Annotated in this window: 15 protein-coding genes and 1 pseudogene; 12 read left to right on the top strand and 4 right to left on the bottom strand. The window is 47.5% G+C overall.

What is annotated here, in order from left to right; genetic code table 11:
* The 9 genes and pseudogenes from BLU87_RS17880 to BLU87_RS12705 all read left to right on the top strand — a co-directional run.
* Positions 1–173 (top strand): annotated as a pseudogene (locus BLU87_RS17880) (L-glutamate gamma-semialdehyde dehydrogenase); the annotation flags it as partial.
* A gap of 77 nt (positions 174–250) precedes the next feature.
* The gene (locus BLU87_RS12670) at positions 251–1,159 is read left to right on the top strand and encodes a proline dehydrogenase family protein (protein ID WP_092349188.1); all 909 of its coding nucleotides are present in this window, start codon (positions 251–253) and stop codon (positions 1,157–1,159) included.
* A gap of 123 nt (positions 1,160–1,282) precedes the next feature.
* Positions 1,283–2,413 (top strand): branched-chain amino acid ABC transporter substrate-binding protein, encoded by a 1,131-nt coding sequence (locus BLU87_RS12675; protein WP_092349191.1) that lies wholly within the window; start codon positions 1,283–1,285, stop codon positions 2,411–2,413.
* A gap of 176 nt (positions 2,414–2,589) precedes the next feature.
* On the top strand, positions 2,590–3,486 hold the full coding sequence (locus BLU87_RS12680) for a branched-chain amino acid ABC transporter permease (RefSeq protein WP_092349194.1): 897 nt from the start codon (positions 2,590–2,592) through the stop codon (positions 3,484–3,486).
* Positions 3,486–4,442, top strand: coding sequence for a branched-chain amino acid ABC transporter permease (locus tag BLU87_RS12685; RefSeq protein ID WP_092349198.1), 957 nt, complete (start codon positions 3,486–3,488; stop codon positions 4,440–4,442). The genes BLU87_RS12680 and BLU87_RS12685 overlap by 1 nt, the downstream gene beginning before the upstream one ends.
* On the top strand, positions 4,432–5,208 hold the full coding sequence (locus BLU87_RS12690) for an ABC transporter ATP-binding protein (RefSeq protein ID WP_092349201.1): 777 nt from the start codon (positions 4,432–4,434) through the stop codon (positions 5,206–5,208). The genes BLU87_RS12685 and BLU87_RS12690 overlap by 11 nt, the downstream gene beginning before the upstream one ends.
* The gene (locus BLU87_RS12695; RefSeq protein ID WP_175498386.1) at positions 5,201–5,920 is read left to right on the top strand and encodes an ABC transporter ATP-binding protein; all 720 of its coding nucleotides are present in this window, start codon (positions 5,201–5,203) and stop codon (positions 5,918–5,920) included. Before BLU87_RS12690 ends, BLU87_RS12695 begins: the two co-directional genes overlap by 8 nt.
* Before the next feature lie 21 nt (positions 5,921–5,941).
* Positions 5,942–6,751, top strand: coding sequence for a universal stress protein (locus tag BLU87_RS12700; protein WP_092349207.1), 810 nt, complete (start codon positions 5,942–5,944; stop codon positions 6,749–6,751).
* Between the two features lie 34 nt (positions 6,752–6,785).
* Entirely contained in the window at positions 6,786–7,124 is a 339-nt protein-coding gene (locus BLU87_RS12705) for a tRNA-binding protein (RefSeq protein ID WP_092349210.1), read from the top strand.
* A 2-nt stretch (positions 7,125–7,126) separates the two neighbouring features.
* Here the strand turns inward: BLU87_RS12705 and BLU87_RS12710 are convergent, their stop codons facing one another.
* A complete protein-coding gene (locus BLU87_RS12710; protein ID WP_245706494.1) occupies positions 7,127–7,975 on the bottom strand; it encodes a DNA ligase in 849 nt (282 codons plus the stop codon).
* Positions 7,976–8,125: 150 nt separating this feature from the next.
* Here BLU87_RS12710 and BLU87_RS12715 point away from each other — a divergent pair, with 150 nt between their 5' ends.
* On the top strand, positions 8,126–8,449 hold the full coding sequence (locus tag BLU87_RS12715; RefSeq protein WP_175498387.1) for an MGMT family protein: 324 nt from the start codon (positions 8,126–8,128) through the stop codon (positions 8,447–8,449).
* An 8-nt stretch (positions 8,450–8,457) separates the two neighbouring features.
* On the opposite strand, the gene BLU87_RS12720 is transcribed toward BLU87_RS12715, so the two are convergent.
* The 3 genes from BLU87_RS12720 to BLU87_RS12730 all read right to left on the bottom strand — a co-directional run bounded on the left by BLU87_RS12720 (position 8,458) and on the right by BLU87_RS12730 (position 12,155).
* Entirely contained in the window at positions 8,458–9,018 is a 561-nt protein-coding gene (locus BLU87_RS12720) for a methyltransferase family protein (RefSeq protein ID WP_217637514.1), read from the bottom strand.
* A 226-nt stretch (positions 9,019–9,244) separates the two neighbouring features.
* A complete protein-coding gene (locus tag BLU87_RS12725; RefSeq protein WP_092349213.1) occupies positions 9,245–10,033 on the bottom strand; it encodes a hypothetical protein in 789 nt (262 codons plus the stop codon).
* Positions 10,034–10,130: 97 nt separating this feature from the next.
* Positions 10,131–12,155 (bottom strand): hypothetical protein, encoded by a 2,025-nt coding sequence (locus tag BLU87_RS12730; RefSeq protein WP_092349216.1) that lies wholly within the window; start codon positions 12,153–12,155, stop codon positions 10,131–10,133.
* 632 nt (positions 12,156–12,787) lie between these two features.
* Between BLU87_RS12730 and BLU87_RS12735 the strand changes: the two genes are divergently transcribed.
* A complete protein-coding gene (locus BLU87_RS12735) occupies positions 12,788–13,681 on the top strand; it encodes a site-2 protease family protein (protein ID WP_092349219.1) in 894 nt (297 codons plus the stop codon).
* A gap of 9 nt (positions 13,682–13,690) precedes the next feature.
* Positions 13,691–14,713, top strand: a complete 1,023-nt coding sequence (locus tag BLU87_RS12740; protein WP_092349222.1) for a lipid A deacylase LpxR family protein — start codon at positions 13,691–13,693, stop codon at positions 14,711–14,713.
* Positions 14,714–14,750: the final 37 nt, after the last annotated feature.

The raw sequence follows: 14,750 nt of genomic DNA on the forward strand, positions 1-14,750 counted from the left end.
AACCAACTGGAGCCGTCGTTGGTCAACAACCATTTGGTGGAGGACGAGCCTCAGGGACCAATGACAAGGCCGGTAGCAAACAAAATCTGATGCGCTGGGCTTCAGTCCGTGCCATTAAAGAAAACTTTGTACCGCCACAAAGTTTTGAATACCCCTTCTTGGAGCAAGAATAAATTGACCCGCCCCGTCCGATAACGGTGACAGACGGGGCGCTCTCTTATTGAACCACACCGACCAGCAGGACAAAGTGATGTCAATTTTTAATTATGTTGTATCTAAATCCATTATGTACGTTCCAAAACCAATCATCAGCCACTTTGCCAAAGGGTACATTGCAGGATCAACATTGGCAGATGCCGTTCAGCTCACGAAAGACCTGAACCAACAAGGGATCATGACAACGATTGATATTCTTGGTGAGTTCATCACCACCATGGATCAAGCGGTCGGGTTTAAAAATGACGGTCTGAATATTTTACGCACCATTGATCGCGAAAATCTGGATGCCAACCTGTCAATCAAACCAACCCAAATGGGGCTGCTTCTTGACAAAGAGCAATGCTATGGAATTATTCGCGAGCTCGTCGCCGAAGCCAAAGAACTGAAGAACTTTATCCGCATTGACATCGAGGATGTTCCCGTTACCGACGACACCTTCGAATTCTTCCGCAGACTGCGTGAAGAGTTTCCAGGCCATGTCGGCACCGCACTACAAGGGTATCTCCGCCGCACCCCAGACGATGTCGTTGCCATGGCTGACGGCTATCAGAACTACCGTCTCTGCAAAGGGATCTACATCGAATCCCGGATGGATGCGTGGAAACACCCCCAAGCCATCAACCGGAACTACGTAACCTGCCTTGAACAACTCCTCAAACAGGGCGCTTATGTCGGCATTGCTACCCATGATGAGTCTTTGGTTTTTGAAGCGATGAACATAATTCGAAAATTGGATCTGAACCCTGACCAATATGAATTCCAGATGCTGTTAGGGGTTGATGAAGAATTACGGAAAATCATCCTTGCCGCCGGACACAGACTGCGTATTTATGTCCCCTATGGGGAAGATTGGCTCCCCTACTCACAACGTCGGCTCAAAGAAAATCCAACAATAGCTCAGCACGCTTTAAAGCAAATTTTTGGTTTAAACAAGCATTGATATCAACTTTCTGTTATTTTAATGAAATATCGCATCCTGATCGGCAATTTGATTGACCGCTCAGGAGCGGATAGGTACCTTTCCATAAAACGTTGTTTTCAACAATCAAACGAGGAGGAACACATGAAAAGAACTTTCCGCAACATCCTTTTAACTCTCAGTGCGATCACCCTGATGGCCGGTCTCTCATGGGCTGACACCCTCAAGGTTGGTGTGCAAGCACCGATTACTGGAAGTTATGCCAACGAAGGTCAAGGCATTGAAGATTCCGTTCGTCTGCTCGCCGCACAAATTAACGCCAGTGGTGGCGTTATGGGGAAACAGATTGAAGTTATCCCTTGCGATGATCAAGGGACAGCTATGGCAGCTGCAATCTGTGCTAAAGACTTGGTTAACAAAGGTGTTGCCATGGTTATCGGTTCCTACACCTCGACCTGTGCTGAAGCCGCTCAGAAGACCTATTTCAACGCTGGCGTTCTGCAAACATCCGATGGGACTGCCGACAGCCTGACCGAACATGGCTATTGGACATTCCTGCGCAATTCTTTCCCGAACAGCGCTGAAGCTGTTTTTGCTGCCAACTATATGGTGAACGTAAAAGCATACAAAAACATCGCTGTCGTCTCTGACTTCTCCAGCTATGCCACCGGCCTCGCTGACGCCGTCATTGCTGAAGTCAAAAAAGCAGGTGGTAATGTTGTCACTTATGCCAAAATCAAAGCTGATTCTCAGAACTTCACCCCAGTGCTGACCAATATCAAGTCAAAAAAACCTGATGTCATCTTCTACGCCGGTTACTATACCGACGGTGGTCAACTGCGCGCCCAGCAGGTTGCTCTTGGGATCAAAGCTGACTTTATCGGTGGTGACGCCAATGACAATCCAGACTTCATGAAATTAGCTGGTTCCGCTGCTACAGGCGCATTTATTATCAATGTACCATCCCCAGAATTGCTCCCTTATGATGTTGCTAAAGATTTCCTGAAAAATTACCAAGCAACTTACGGCAAACTACCACCATCCATCTGGACCTTGATGAATGCTGATGGTATGCGTGCTATCATTTATGGCATGGAACAAACCAAAAGCTTTGACAATAAAAAAGTCGCTGACTTCCTGATGAGCATGGATAAGCCCCTACCAGGGATTACTGGTCCATTACAGTTCGCCAAAGATGGCAACCGTATTGGCAGCAGCTACATGACTTTTGAAATTCAAGCTGACAACAGTTACAAAGTTGTGCACGCTCAATAACAATGCTTAAACATCTGTAGAACAATAAAAAGGGGGCGGGGACGTGCCTGTGGTACATTTTCGCCCCCTTTGTCTGCCATTCAGAGGTGAGAGAAGGAGAACAAACCTTTTCTGACTTGTGAATAGCAGGATATTTAACTGAGACAGCCTTACCAAAATAACAGGAGCAAGTTTCCATGGATATTTTTCTGCAACAGTTGGCAAACGGCCTGACGATCGGCAGCATGTTTGCTCTGGTAGCACTTGGCTACACCATGGTCTATGGGGTAATGAAGTTAATCAACTTTGCCCATGGCGACATGGTCGCGGCCTCAGCTTTCGTCGGCTTGACGATCTATACTCAGGTGCTGGGGCAGGCAACCTCTTTGATCGCGGTTATTGCAATTTTTCTGCTGTCTGCAATGGTCATGGCCTGCGTCGGAATTCTACTTGAACGCCTTGCCTACCGGCCACTTCGCGAAGCACCTCGACTTTCCGCTGTCGTTTCTGCTCTGGGAGCCAGCCTGGTCATTCAAAACGGCATCATGTTGATCTGGGGTCCCCAGATGCGCATCTTCCCTGAACTTGTTCCCCAAGTCTATTGGGATCTCGGTGGAGTTGTTATCAGCTTAATCCAGGTGCTCATTCTGGTTTTCTCACTCGTCTTGATGATCGCACTCTACCTGTTTGTTGAAAAAACCCGGATGGGTGCGGCTATTCGGGCCAGTGCTATCGATCAGGATGCGGCCAGACTTATGGGGATCAACGTCAACAGTGTTATTGCCCTGATCTTTATTATCGGCTCATCCTTAGGGGCTGTCGGTGGCCTGTTCATCGGTCTCTATTATCGTGGCATCACCTTCAACATGGGTTGGCAATATGGCCTCTATGCTTTTATTGCTGCAATTCTCGGCGGTATTGGCAACATCCCCGGTGCCATGCTTGGTGGCATGCTGCTCGGATTATTTCAAGCGTTTATCGCCGGTTACATTTCGAGTACCTGGGCTGATGCCTTTACCTTTATCCTTTTGATCCTGATCCTGATTGTCCGCCCCACCGGACTACTCGGTGAGCGGGTTGCGGAGAAAGTCTGATGAAAAATCTAGCTCGTTTGGGCTTTCCAGCCTTCCTCATTATCATGGCAGTTCTACCGAATATGCTGAATTCACGCTGGCAAGCCGTCGCTATTACCTTTTTGATTTTTACTGTTGTTGCCCTGTCACAAGATATTATTCTTGGCAAAGCAGGGATGTTTAATATGGGACAAGCCTTGTTTTTTGGTATGGGGGCCTATATTACAGCAATCCTTAATTCTCAATACGGTTGGCCAATACTGGTAACGATTCCTGTTGCCATCATTCTTCCGGCACTGTTCGGCGTTCTCTTGTCTGGTCCCATTATCCATCTACGTGGCGATTATTTATTGGTCGTCACGATTGGCTTCAACATTGTATTCGTACAGGTGGTCCAAAACAATCTCGGTGGGATAACAGGTGGGCCAAATGGCATCTTCGGACTTGACTCCATCAGCATATTTGGCAAACAGCTGACCGATCAGCTATCGGTCTACTACTTTGCCTTTGTCGTACTCCTGATCACCCTGGGAATCATGCGCAACCTAGAAAAAAGCAAGGTGGGCCGCGCTCTCCATTATTTACGTGAGGATCAACTGGCGGCCGAAAGTATCGGTATCAACACGCGGATTTACAAAATTTTTGCTTTTGCTCTAGGTGCTGGTATCGCAGGCTTGGCCGGCACAGTCTTTGCGGCCCAGTATTCTGCCGTCAGTCCGGAAGCCTTTGAATTTATCCAATCAGTTCTGTTCTTCAGTATTGTTCTGGTTGGTGGATCATCAATACCAGGGGTCTTGCTAGGTGTTTTTGTCATGTTTGTTCTCCCTGAAATATTTAGAGAATTTGCAACCTGGCGCTTTTTCATCTTTGGTTTTGCAATGATTCTGGCAATGATTCTGCGTCCACGCGGTATCTGGCCAGCCACTTTTGGTAAAATCCCCAAGTTCTTGATCAAGGAATCGAACCATGGCGCATAATGAACTGATCCTGACGAATGTCACTAAACGCTTCGGTGGACTGACAGCTGTTGATGACCTCAGCATGAAAGTTAAAGAGGGCCAGATTTACGGAGTAATTGGTCCAAATGGTGCTGGGAAAACAACTGTTTTTAACTGTATCACCGGTATTTATAAATCTGAAGAAGGCTCGGTCAATTGGAATGGTGAAGAAATTCGCGGCATGACCCCGTACCAGATCGTCGACCGTGGTATCGTCCGTACCTTCCAGACAATTCGACTGTTCAGCCAGATGTCAGTCGCTGAAAACATCATGAGCGGCAGACACATCAAGAGCAAGCAGAAGATGTGGCACGGGATAGTGCACACCCCGGCTTCCAGACGTGATGAACTGGACAACTGGTGTAAAGTTGAAGAACAACTTGAATTTTTTCAGCTCAGTGAATTTGCTGCGACACCGACCAAATCTCTTCCCTACGGCATTCAACGCCGGGTGGAAATGGCCCGTGCGATGGCAGTAGAACCAACGCTACTCATCTTGGATGAACCGGCAGCCGGACTCAATGATAAAGAGACCTTAGGCTTGCTGGAGACGATCTACAAAATCCGCGAAAAAGGGGTCACGGTACTACTGATTGAACACGATATGGACATGGTTATGGAGGTAACCGACTACCTTACGGTTATTAACTTTGGTAAAAAAATTGCTGAAGGAACTCCCGCGGAAGTGCAGAAGAATCCTGCGGTTATAGAAGCGTACTTGGGAAGTGAGGATGACGATGAGTAACGATGCCCTGTTTGAAATAAAAGATCTTGAGGTGTCCTACGGCAGCATCGCCGCGATTAAAGGGATTTCTCTTGAAGTCCATAAAGGTGAAATCGTCACCATTCTTGGTGCTAATGGTGCGGGAAAAACTACGACAATGCGCACCATCAGCCAGCTCCTCAAAGCAAAGTCAGGATCGATTAAGTTTAAAGGGGAGGAACTGACACAACTGCCCGCCCACAAAGTTGTCAAGCTCGGGGTCAGTCAATCACCAGAGGGGCGCCGAGTATTTGGCATTCTGACTGTCGAAGAGAACCTGATGTTGGGTGCTTTTGTCAAAACTAAAATGAATAAAGAGACGTTAGACTGGGTTTATCAACTTTTCCCCCGCTTGAAAGAGCGGCGTAAGCAGTTAGCTGGCACCCTGTCTGGTGGTGAACAACAGATGCTCGCCATCGGTCGGTCGCTGATGAGTGATCCTGAAATGCTGCTCCTTGATGAACCATCACTTGGTCTCGCACCAATCCTGGTTAAAGCAATCTTTGAACAGATCAAGATAATCTCCAATAAGGGACTCACAGTGCTGCTGGTTGAACAGAACGCCAAAGCGGCGTTAAAGTTAGCAGATCGCGGCTATGTCCTGGATGTTGGAACCATTGCTCTATCGGGAACATCAGCTGAACTGTTAGCATCTGAAAAGATCCAGGAAGCCTATCTCGGCAAGAAAAACTAATTTTCACGGTAAGGGAAGAATATGAATCTTAAAGACATCCTTGTTCATATCGATGAGCGTCCGACCTGCACCTCGCGACTGGAAACAGCGATCGCCCTGGCAACGCAGCAGAAATCGCAATTGACAGGTATCTACGTCATTCCCCACCCCCACTTCGTCGCTCATCAACACAACCGGCAGGAGTTTGCTGAGCAAGCAAAACAAAACTTTAAAACGGCGACGGAAGCCGCTGGAGTGGCATCTGACTGGATTTGTATCGACAGCCAAAAAAGTGGACTGAATGTCCCCACGGCTCTCAATATCCACGCCCATTATCGTGACCTGCTGGTCATCAGTCAAACCGACGAGGAAGCGCCGGATCGTGCGATCCCCAACAACTTGCCTGAAAAGACCATCCTTGGTTCCGGCCGACCGGTCTTAGTTGTCCCCTATGTGGGGCAGTTCAAACATGAGTTCAAGCGGATTCTGATGGCTTGGCGCGGAGGACCGGAATCATCACGTGCGCTGCATGATGCGATGCCCATCCTGAAAGCAAGCCGCCAGATAAAAGTTCTTACCGTTCAAGGGCGGGAAGGTGACGAAGCATATCAGTCCCATGAAGCCGACATCTGCAAACATATGGCCCGTTACCAATTGCCGTTAGTCTGCGAAAAACGGCTTAGCGGGCCTTTGAGTGTCGGCGATATGCTCTTGAACAGCTGCACCGATTTTAGTGCTGATCTGCTTGTCATGGGAGCAACGGAACAATCAAGACGAGGGTACACGACTCTGGGCGAAACAGGTCGCCATATTCTCAAATGCATGACCGCCCCGGTACTGATGTCTCATTGAGACATGCAGCGTTGACACAAGAGGGAGAATATTCTTGGAAGAGATTTCCTGGCAACAGTTTGATCAAATTGAACTGCGTAGTGGAACAATTATCGAGGTCGAAGATTTTCCAGAGGCACGGGTACCGGCTTACAAGATCAGGGTTGATTTTGGGCCTAAAATAGGGATCAAAAAATCGAGTGCCCAGATCACCGATTTGTACCGTAAAGAAGACCTTCTGGGTCGCCAGATTATTGGTGTTGTCAATTTTCCAGAAAAGCAGATCGGCCCTTTTCGTTCCCAATGTCTGATCTGTGGTTTTTATCAGGACGATCGCTCTGTCGTACTGGCAGTACCAGAGCGACAGGTTGGGAATGGGGCGAAACTTGGATAATTTTACAATCCGTGGTCGCTTCTTAAGCGTAAAAATGATGGAAACTTTGGAATCCCTGATAGGTATTTACCGTAATACTTAAAGGTAATCACCTCCCCAACTGCTGGCGGATTTTTACGCTCTTTATCGCTGAAACCCGTGCCAACCCGAAACTGCGTCCCATCGTTGAGTTCTACCAATAACGCACCAAGCCAGCCCGTATTTCTTCCCTTACCGGGAAGGTGGGCAATAACTGTTGCTTCTGCATCCTGATAACTTTTCACTTTGAGGATTTCCATACTGCGCCCGGCAGAATAAACCGCATTGGGATTGCGAACGATTAACCCTTCGCCACCCAGATCTTCAATATGCTGCAATTCCCGCTGTAAATGCCTCTTATCTTTGACGACAATTTGCGGGATAACAAATACATAAGCGGAAGGATGTTCTACAAACCAATCCTGAGCAACTTTAATCCGTCGTGTAAATTCTCCGGGGGCATCAGGAACATCAAAAATCGCAAATTTTAGAGCAAGCCAACCATCGTGTGTTTGTTTACGCTTCACGATGGATATCGTCTGCTCAAAAGTGTTGCGTCCTCCCCAAAGTTCCCCTTCGAGAGGAAAAGTTGGTAAATCACGGGTAAAGAGTGCGGGTGGATTAAGAAGATGACCATTTTTTGAGAATAACTTCTCCCCGTCCCAATAACCACGCACTCCGTCAAGTTTTTCACTCATCAGCCAACCAGAAATCTCAACCGGCTCTGCATACACCTTGGGAAGCATGGGGGCAGCAGCGTGACTTTGACCTAAGGACAAAAAGAGACCAGATAATAGCAAACAAAGAATTTTAACCCGCTTTAAATTACGCAATGTTCCCCCTCCAGAATTGTTGGCAATGTGGTAACAACTCGGTTGATTTTAACAATGGAACCTGTACAATTTCTGACGATGACAATTTTCCTTTATGGAAGTTCGCTGTCTACCTTCCACCTGCAGTCCATTTCTAAGAAGAAGATGCCCATGCCACAGCGCCAATTCAGTCCGCTATACTCATCCATTTACGCCCTGGTGAAAATGATACCCTTAGGGTACGTCTCTACTTACGGTCAGATCGCCCGACAACTGGGTTGTAGCGCACGCACTGTCGGTTTTGCCCTGGCAGCGCTTCCACCCGGCCACGATATCCCCTGGCAGCGGGTGATCAACAGTCAAGGTCGAGTCAGTCCACGTTCTGGAGGAGATGGAAACATTTTACAGCAGGATTTACTTGAAACCGAGGGGATACAATTCGACCAGCAAGGGCGAATCAACTTAGATCAATATGGTTGGCTATTTATAGGATGAGTCAGTGATTAAAAAATAAACGGGATAAACATTTTAGAACGGCTCTTATACTCGAGATAATCAGCTCCCCAAAAGGTGACATTTTCAGCCTCTTCAACCTTTGCAGTGAATAGTAGCGCTACAGAGACCAACCCGACAGCGGTCAGAGTCAATAAATCTATCCGCTTTAAAAACGCCCCCCAAGCAAGCAATAACAACGACGTATACATTGGATGGCGAATATATCGATACAGACCGTCCACAACCAGATGTTGGGTGTTTTCAAAGGCTAAATTTTCCGGAGCAGACTGACGCTGGCCTTGTCCTCCCATCCGTCTGAGCAAACCAAGTCCATGCACAACCAGGACAATAGAAACAGCTAGCAGCAACCATGAGAGGCAGTGCAACCCTGAAAAGGGCTGATCAAACCAGACCGGCTGATTATACAACAGCAAACAGGCTATGCCGACAAAAGCAAAATAACGATAGAATCCATGGGAGCGGGGATTGCACAAAGAACGCCTGGAAATCACGGTGAAGAAAATGGTCACCATGACAAAGGCAACAGAGCGCAGTACAGTTGAGTCCACCTATGAAATGTCTCCATCTTAAGAACTATAATTTCAGTAGTTCGGGATAGTAATATAATTAGCAACAAGATGGAAAGAGAATCGAAAAAAAAGGTTGTCGTTTAAAATTGATGGGACTGGCTTCTCCCCAAAACCGACAACGGACAGAACATACAGTAAATTTTATCTTGGACGCGTCTGACCATTCTACAGCCCCTACAGAATTTGTTGTGAGTTTCTATGGATTTTATTTTGGTGGATTGTACTGGTAAAAAAGTTCTTTATCACGCTCCAGCTTAGCTTTTTGCTGTTGTTTCTTTTGCTCATACTGGATCGGGTTATGGGCACGTAATTGCTCTTCTTTCGCCTTACGCTTCCGATCCAGAAGAGCTTTTTGTTGGGCCAACTGTTCTTCTTTTTCAGCCCTTTTCTGCCTCTTTTCGCGTTGTCTTTCGGCTTGTTGCAGTACCCTGAGTTCTATCATTTCGCGCTTTTCTTCAGGCATTTGTTCAAGGCGCTCCTGCCAGCGCTGCTGAACCAAATTACGTATGTCATCGCTGTCTTCTCTGCTTAAATCTTGTTCCGGTTGTAAAGACAGGGCCATTTTAGTCTGGGTCATAGCTTCCAACTCGACCGGCACCACCGGCTTTAGGTCATTTTGAGCAAAAGAACCCTGAGGAAAAATTTTCATGCCAATGGGGACCAGCTTCATGTCAGCACTGTGTCCATAAATCAGCATGTAGCTTGCGTGAGAATCTTTAGTCAATTTTTTTAACGCGTTTTTCAGTGGCATTGCTGGCACTGACAGAGAAACGTTCCTTTCGGCCAGTGGCGACATAGAGATATCCATGCCCGTCTGCAGGGCAATCTGTCCAAGGATTAGATCAAGTGAGTGATTGTCGGCCTCAATACTGAGAAGATCTGTTTCTGCAAAGTACTTGACCTGCAGATTATCTGCCACCTCGGAAAGAGCGGGAGAAACAAAAAACAACAGGAGCAAAACACACACACATAGAAAATCGACAAGTTTCAACATCAAATGTATCTTGTGCCTCCCGATGAAAATTGAGGGCGACGATCTCTTCGCCGCCCTCAGTTGCTAGCTATTTTCCAAATAGAAATTGGAGTTGTCCCTATTCATTAAATGCTTCGGGGACGTCAAGCCAAAAGATGCCATCATCACCAGCGGTGTCACCGATACCGCCGGAGACATCGATTGAGCCACTGTTGCTGGTCGGGGTCTGTTGCGAGATGAGTTCAACTCGACCACCCGTGCCACCTGTTGTTTCTTCTTCTGCTGCTGCAACGCCATCGCCACCTGCGGCAATCAGGTCACCGGAATTGACTGTCTGGTAGCCGGAATACATTCCAATACCCAAGCTGTGACCACCCAAAGAGCCGGTGCCGCCAATGCTGATGATATCGCCACTATTGTTGATATTCAGCAAAGCGATAAGCTCAATTACTCCTCCGTTACCCCCTTGAGCAACACCTTCACCGCCATTCGCAGTGATTGTCGCGGTATTGGTCACTTCGTCGTGCCCATAAAACTCAACCCAGCCGGCATCACCGCCTTGGTAACCGAGCCCGCCAGAGACATCGATTGTGCCACTATTGGTAACCACGATATCATCAATGGAGTCTTCATTTCCGACCTGAAAAATTAAGGAGCCCCCTGCGCCACCTTTCATACCGTCGATATCAAGGGCACCCGAACCACCCAGACTACTAATAGCGGCTTCGTTGACGACCGAGCCAAGAGAAATGGGAAGGTGAAGAGCTCCAGAGTTACAGTCAATAGAACCACCATCTCCACCGGACCCGTCAGAGCTGTTCCCGCCATTGAGATTGAGGGTAGCAAAGCCGATGATTTCGATCGGCTGTATGTCCGATAGCACAACATTGGGATCGGCTATGTTGAAAGAGACAGCGCCACCAGCGCCACCATCTGCTGTGCCATTTCCACCGGCCAGACTGATGTCACCAGTGAATTTAAACTGCCCCATCGGCATGGATTCTCTCTGTTGGGAATCATAACCATCTTCCTGGGAGAAAGTAAGATCACCACCAGCACCACCATTGCCAGCAGCTCCATCACCACCATTAGCAGCAAAGCTGGCATTGATCAAGATCGATCCACTGGCATAGACATCGATATCAGCGGCATCACCACCAGCGTCAGCGGCTCCATCACCGCCATTCGCGTTGATAACACCACCAACAACAATGTCACCAAAACTATCCTCTCCAGCGAACAAACGGATCAAACCAGAACCACTGCCGCCAGCAATCGAACCGTCACCACTGTTGAGGCTGATAACACCCGAGCTCAACAGGCTGGCATTCTTACTGGTTAAATAAATTCTTTGCGCAGCTCCCCCCACACCTGCAGGGTTATCACCACCATTGGCGCTGATAACTCCCGTATTAAAAAGAAAACTATTGGCGCTGAAATTAATCTCACCACCGTCACCACCTGCGGTACCATTGGCTTCAACCGTTCCACGGTTGATAATCATTCCAGAACATTCAAGTCCGATGTCACTGGCTTCAGCCCCTGCGGTGGTTGCCGAAGTGGTGATTAGACCATTTTCACCGATTTCGATATAAGATTCTGAACCGATATATATCGGACTCAATTCATCAGCAACCGTCAAGGTACCGTTTATCAAAATGGCATCTTGAACACGAAGATCAAAACTTCCTTCAATAATTAGGACTCCATCCGCTTGGACGTCGATTCCGGTAACCAGAGGATCGTTGTTTTCTCCATCGCCATTGCCGAGAAAAAGCTGATCATTAACGAGATAATACCCTCCGTCAACATCAACGCTATCAGCAGCAACAGTAACCATTTCACCGCTAGCGACAGTTAGGACAACTGGGCCGAAACTGTAGGGGTAATCCGGCACGGTAAAACTGGTATCAATTGTACCGCTCTTCTTAATCAGAATGTCACCGTAGGTCTCAACAGTAAAATCACCGCCAGCCCCACCAGATCCACTTCCACCATTGCCGCCGCTAAGATTCATGACGGCTGTTCCGGTAACGTCAATGTCGCCATTACCGCTGCTATTACTATCACTACAGCCGCTGAGAGTCCCCAGGGCAAACAAGGTGAGCAAAATCGCTCCCCAATGGAAAAGATGTTTCATCATTACATATACCTCCCTCTTTCAGTGGTTTTGAATTCTATCGACTTAAAGCAAAACCTTTGATTTTTTCGAGTGAAAAAACCATTGAAACCTTTCAAATAGTTAATTTATTGCAGATAACTTCTTATTTGCTGGGTAGGATGATTGAATGGCCCCCCGATTATTTTTCCCCCCTCCTTTCTTCCACTTTCACAGTGACGATGAATTAGCAATACTCTTAATATCCTCGCCAAGGTCTAATTGACACACTAGCAAGTACAGTTTTTTTAAATAATTATCATTTTCTCTACGAAAAGAAAAGTAAGAATAAAAAAAACTTATTAGCTCTAGTTACAAAAACAATAGCCAATCACCCTGTCCACCCTTCGCTTAAACAGAGGGTTTAGATATCCTGTTGGTGTCTATCTTCAGATATTTTCAACACCAGAGAGAAGCATTAAACTTAAGAATATGGTCCCATAGTCGGTAGACTGGGCACTAACAACGATAGGAGCTTAGGGAGTCAGGTGAGCATGAAAATTATTCCTGCGACGGGCCGACAGTGGCAGTTGTCAGATCATCATTTAAATATGTTACAATAACCATTTCATGAAACCAAAAAAACTAACCCGTCAATTTTTCTCTTGGAATAAAAGATGAATCCATCGCAACCTGATCCAGAAAACGACCCCCTCCATATTACGGAGGCGACTATTTTTCCACCACCCCCAAAGAAGAGTCTGTTCCGCAAATTTGGTCCCATCGGCCTGTTGCTGTTTTACCTGCTCAGCAAGCTCAAATATCTGGGGATTATCCTGCAGATTGGTAAGTTCAAGACCTTCATCACCATGCTGATCAGCATCTGGGCTTACGCCATGTTCTGGGGTTGGCCCTTTGCGGTCGGCTTTGTTGCGCTGTTGTTTATTCACGAAATGGGCCACGTTGTCGCTCTGCGGATGATGGGCATCAAGGCGACGGCACCCATGTTCATCCCTTTTATGGGGGCCGTTATCGGCATGAAACAGATGCCTGATAACGCTTTTGCCGAGGCGGTCATGGCCTATGGTGGACCATTCCTTGGCACTCTTGGAGCTATTGTCTGCGCGGGAATTGGTTGGCTGACGGGAAACCCTTTCTGGTATGCCTTGGCAATGTCCGGTTTTTTACTCAACCTCTTTAATCTGTTGCCTATCTCTCCGCTGGACGGTGGCCGGATTATCGGCGTCATCAGCCCGAAATTATGGATTGTTGGGCTGCTCGGAGCCCTGGCCCTATTTTATTACACCTGGTCACCTATCGTTGGTCTGATTATTATCATGGGGAGCTTGCAAATCTATTCTTCATCCAAAAAATCCGCAGCCGAGAAATCCCGCTATTATACTGTAACTCCAGGTAAACGAATCGGCATGGGATTGGCGTTTCTCGCCTTGCTTGCGGTCACTTCTGTGGGTATGTTAACAATGCATATTCCGTTGGATAACCTCCAGAAATATGGCACCGTTGCCCCGGAAAAACTGGAAAACAACCAATCAATCATTCGGATTCGCTAGGAAAAGTTCATGCTCCGTCATATTTTTTTATTACTGATAATCGTCGCTATCCCTTTGCGTGCCCACAGCTTGGACCGCTCTTGGACCCATAACATCTACTTTGAAAATGATCTGTTTATTGGCACCGATAGCGACTATACCAACGGGGTGAAATACTCCATCACCTCACCGGATCTGAGTCCACAAATCCCCTTGGGTCGAACCTCCAACCTTTCACGGGCAGCGCTTGAACTCTTCCGTAGTATCCCGTTTGTAAAAGAAGCCCCGGAAGAGACCGGTCACAAAGTTGAGTTTGCCCTGGGTCAGGCGATGTACACTCCCAAGGATACCAGCCGCTACGACCTGATTGAGGATGATCGTCCCTATGCCGGATACAGCTATTTAGGGATTTCTTACCATCAAAAGAGTGATCTTGACCAAACCTGGAGCCAGATGGATTCTTCAGAGGTGCAAATCGGCATAGTTGGGCCGTCATCTCTCGCCGAAGATGCCCAGAAGTTTGTCCACCGGGTCCGTGGTCTGCAACGCCCGAATGGTTGGGATCATCAATTAAAAGACGAGCTTGGAATCACCTTGGCTTTTGAACGCAAATGGCTCTACCACCCGACGCATAAAAAACGTTTTTGTGCCGATGCCATCATTCATACCGGAGCCGCAGTGGGAAACGTTATGACCTATCTTAATGCCGGACTTGAAGTACGGGCAGGATGGAATATTCCCCGGAGCTTTGCGGTATCCCTTATCCGCCCCGCCGGTAGCAGTTGGCACACGGAGGATCCGACACCGAGCATTTATCTGTTCTCTGCCATTAACGGCCGCTTCGTCGTGCGGGATATTTTCCTCGATGGCAATACCTTCCGCAGCAGTCATCACGTCGACAAGAAGCCTTTCGTGGCTGACATCTCGGCAGGGGTAACGGCAAAATACCGTCGCTTTTCTCTCAGTCTGGTGAACACTCACCGGACCCGTGAATTTGATCAGCAACTGAAAGAGCATAATTTTGGCTCAATAACGATCAGCTACGCGTTCTGAAAAGACAATAAAAACAGCGAAAAAGCGACCAGAACAG

This window comes from Desulfuromusa kysingii, from assembly GCF_900107645.1.
Classification (GTDB): domain Bacteria; phylum Desulfobacterota; class Desulfuromonadia; order Desulfuromonadales; family Geopsychrobacteraceae; genus Desulfuromusa; species Desulfuromusa kysingii.

What these genes read in the sequence shown, in the direction of transcription:
- BLU87_RS12670 (WP_092349188.1), top strand. Translation starts at nt 251, where the DNA reads ATGTCAATTTTTAATTATGTTGTATCTAAATCCATTATGTACGTTCCA.
- BLU87_RS12675 (WP_092349191.1), top strand. Translation starts at nt 1,283, where the DNA reads ATGAAAAGAACTTTCCGCAACATCCTTTTAACTCTCAGTGCGATCACC.
- BLU87_RS12680 (WP_092349194.1), top strand. Translation starts at nt 2,590, where the DNA reads ATGGATATTTTTCTGCAACAGTTGGCAAACGGCCTGACGATCGGCAGC.
- BLU87_RS12685 (WP_092349198.1), top strand. Translation starts at nt 3,486, where the DNA reads ATGAAAAATCTAGCTCGTTTGGGCTTTCCAGCCTTCCTCATTATCATG.
- BLU87_RS12690 (WP_092349201.1), top strand. Translation starts at nt 4,432, where the DNA reads ATGGCGCATAATGAACTGATCCTGACGAATGTCACTAAACGCTTCGGT.
- BLU87_RS12695 (WP_175498386.1), top strand. Translation starts at nt 5,201, where the DNA reads ATGAGTAACGATGCCCTGTTTGAAATAAAAGATCTTGAGGTGTCCTAC.
- BLU87_RS12700 (WP_092349207.1), top strand. Translation starts at nt 5,942, where the DNA reads ATGAATCTTAAAGACATCCTTGTTCATATCGATGAGCGTCCGACCTGC.
- BLU87_RS12715 (WP_175498387.1), top strand. Translation starts at nt 8,126, where the DNA reads ATGCCACAGCGCCAATTCAGTCCGCTATACTCATCCATTTACGCCCTG.
- BLU87_RS12725 (WP_092349213.1), bottom strand. Translation starts at nt 10,033, where the DNA reads ATGTTGAAACTTGTCGATTTTCTATGTGTGTGTGTTTTGCTCCTGTTG.
- BLU87_RS12730 (WP_092349216.1), bottom strand. Translation starts at nt 12,155, where the DNA reads ATGATGAAACATCTTTTCCATTGGGGAGCGATTTTGCTCACCTTGTTT.
- BLU87_RS12735 (WP_092349219.1), top strand. Translation starts at nt 12,788, where the DNA reads ATGAATCCATCGCAACCTGATCCAGAAAACGACCCCCTCCATATTACG.
- BLU87_RS12740 (WP_092349222.1), top strand. Translation starts at nt 13,691, where the DNA reads ATGCTCCGTCATATTTTTTTATTACTGATAATCGTCGCTATCCCTTTG.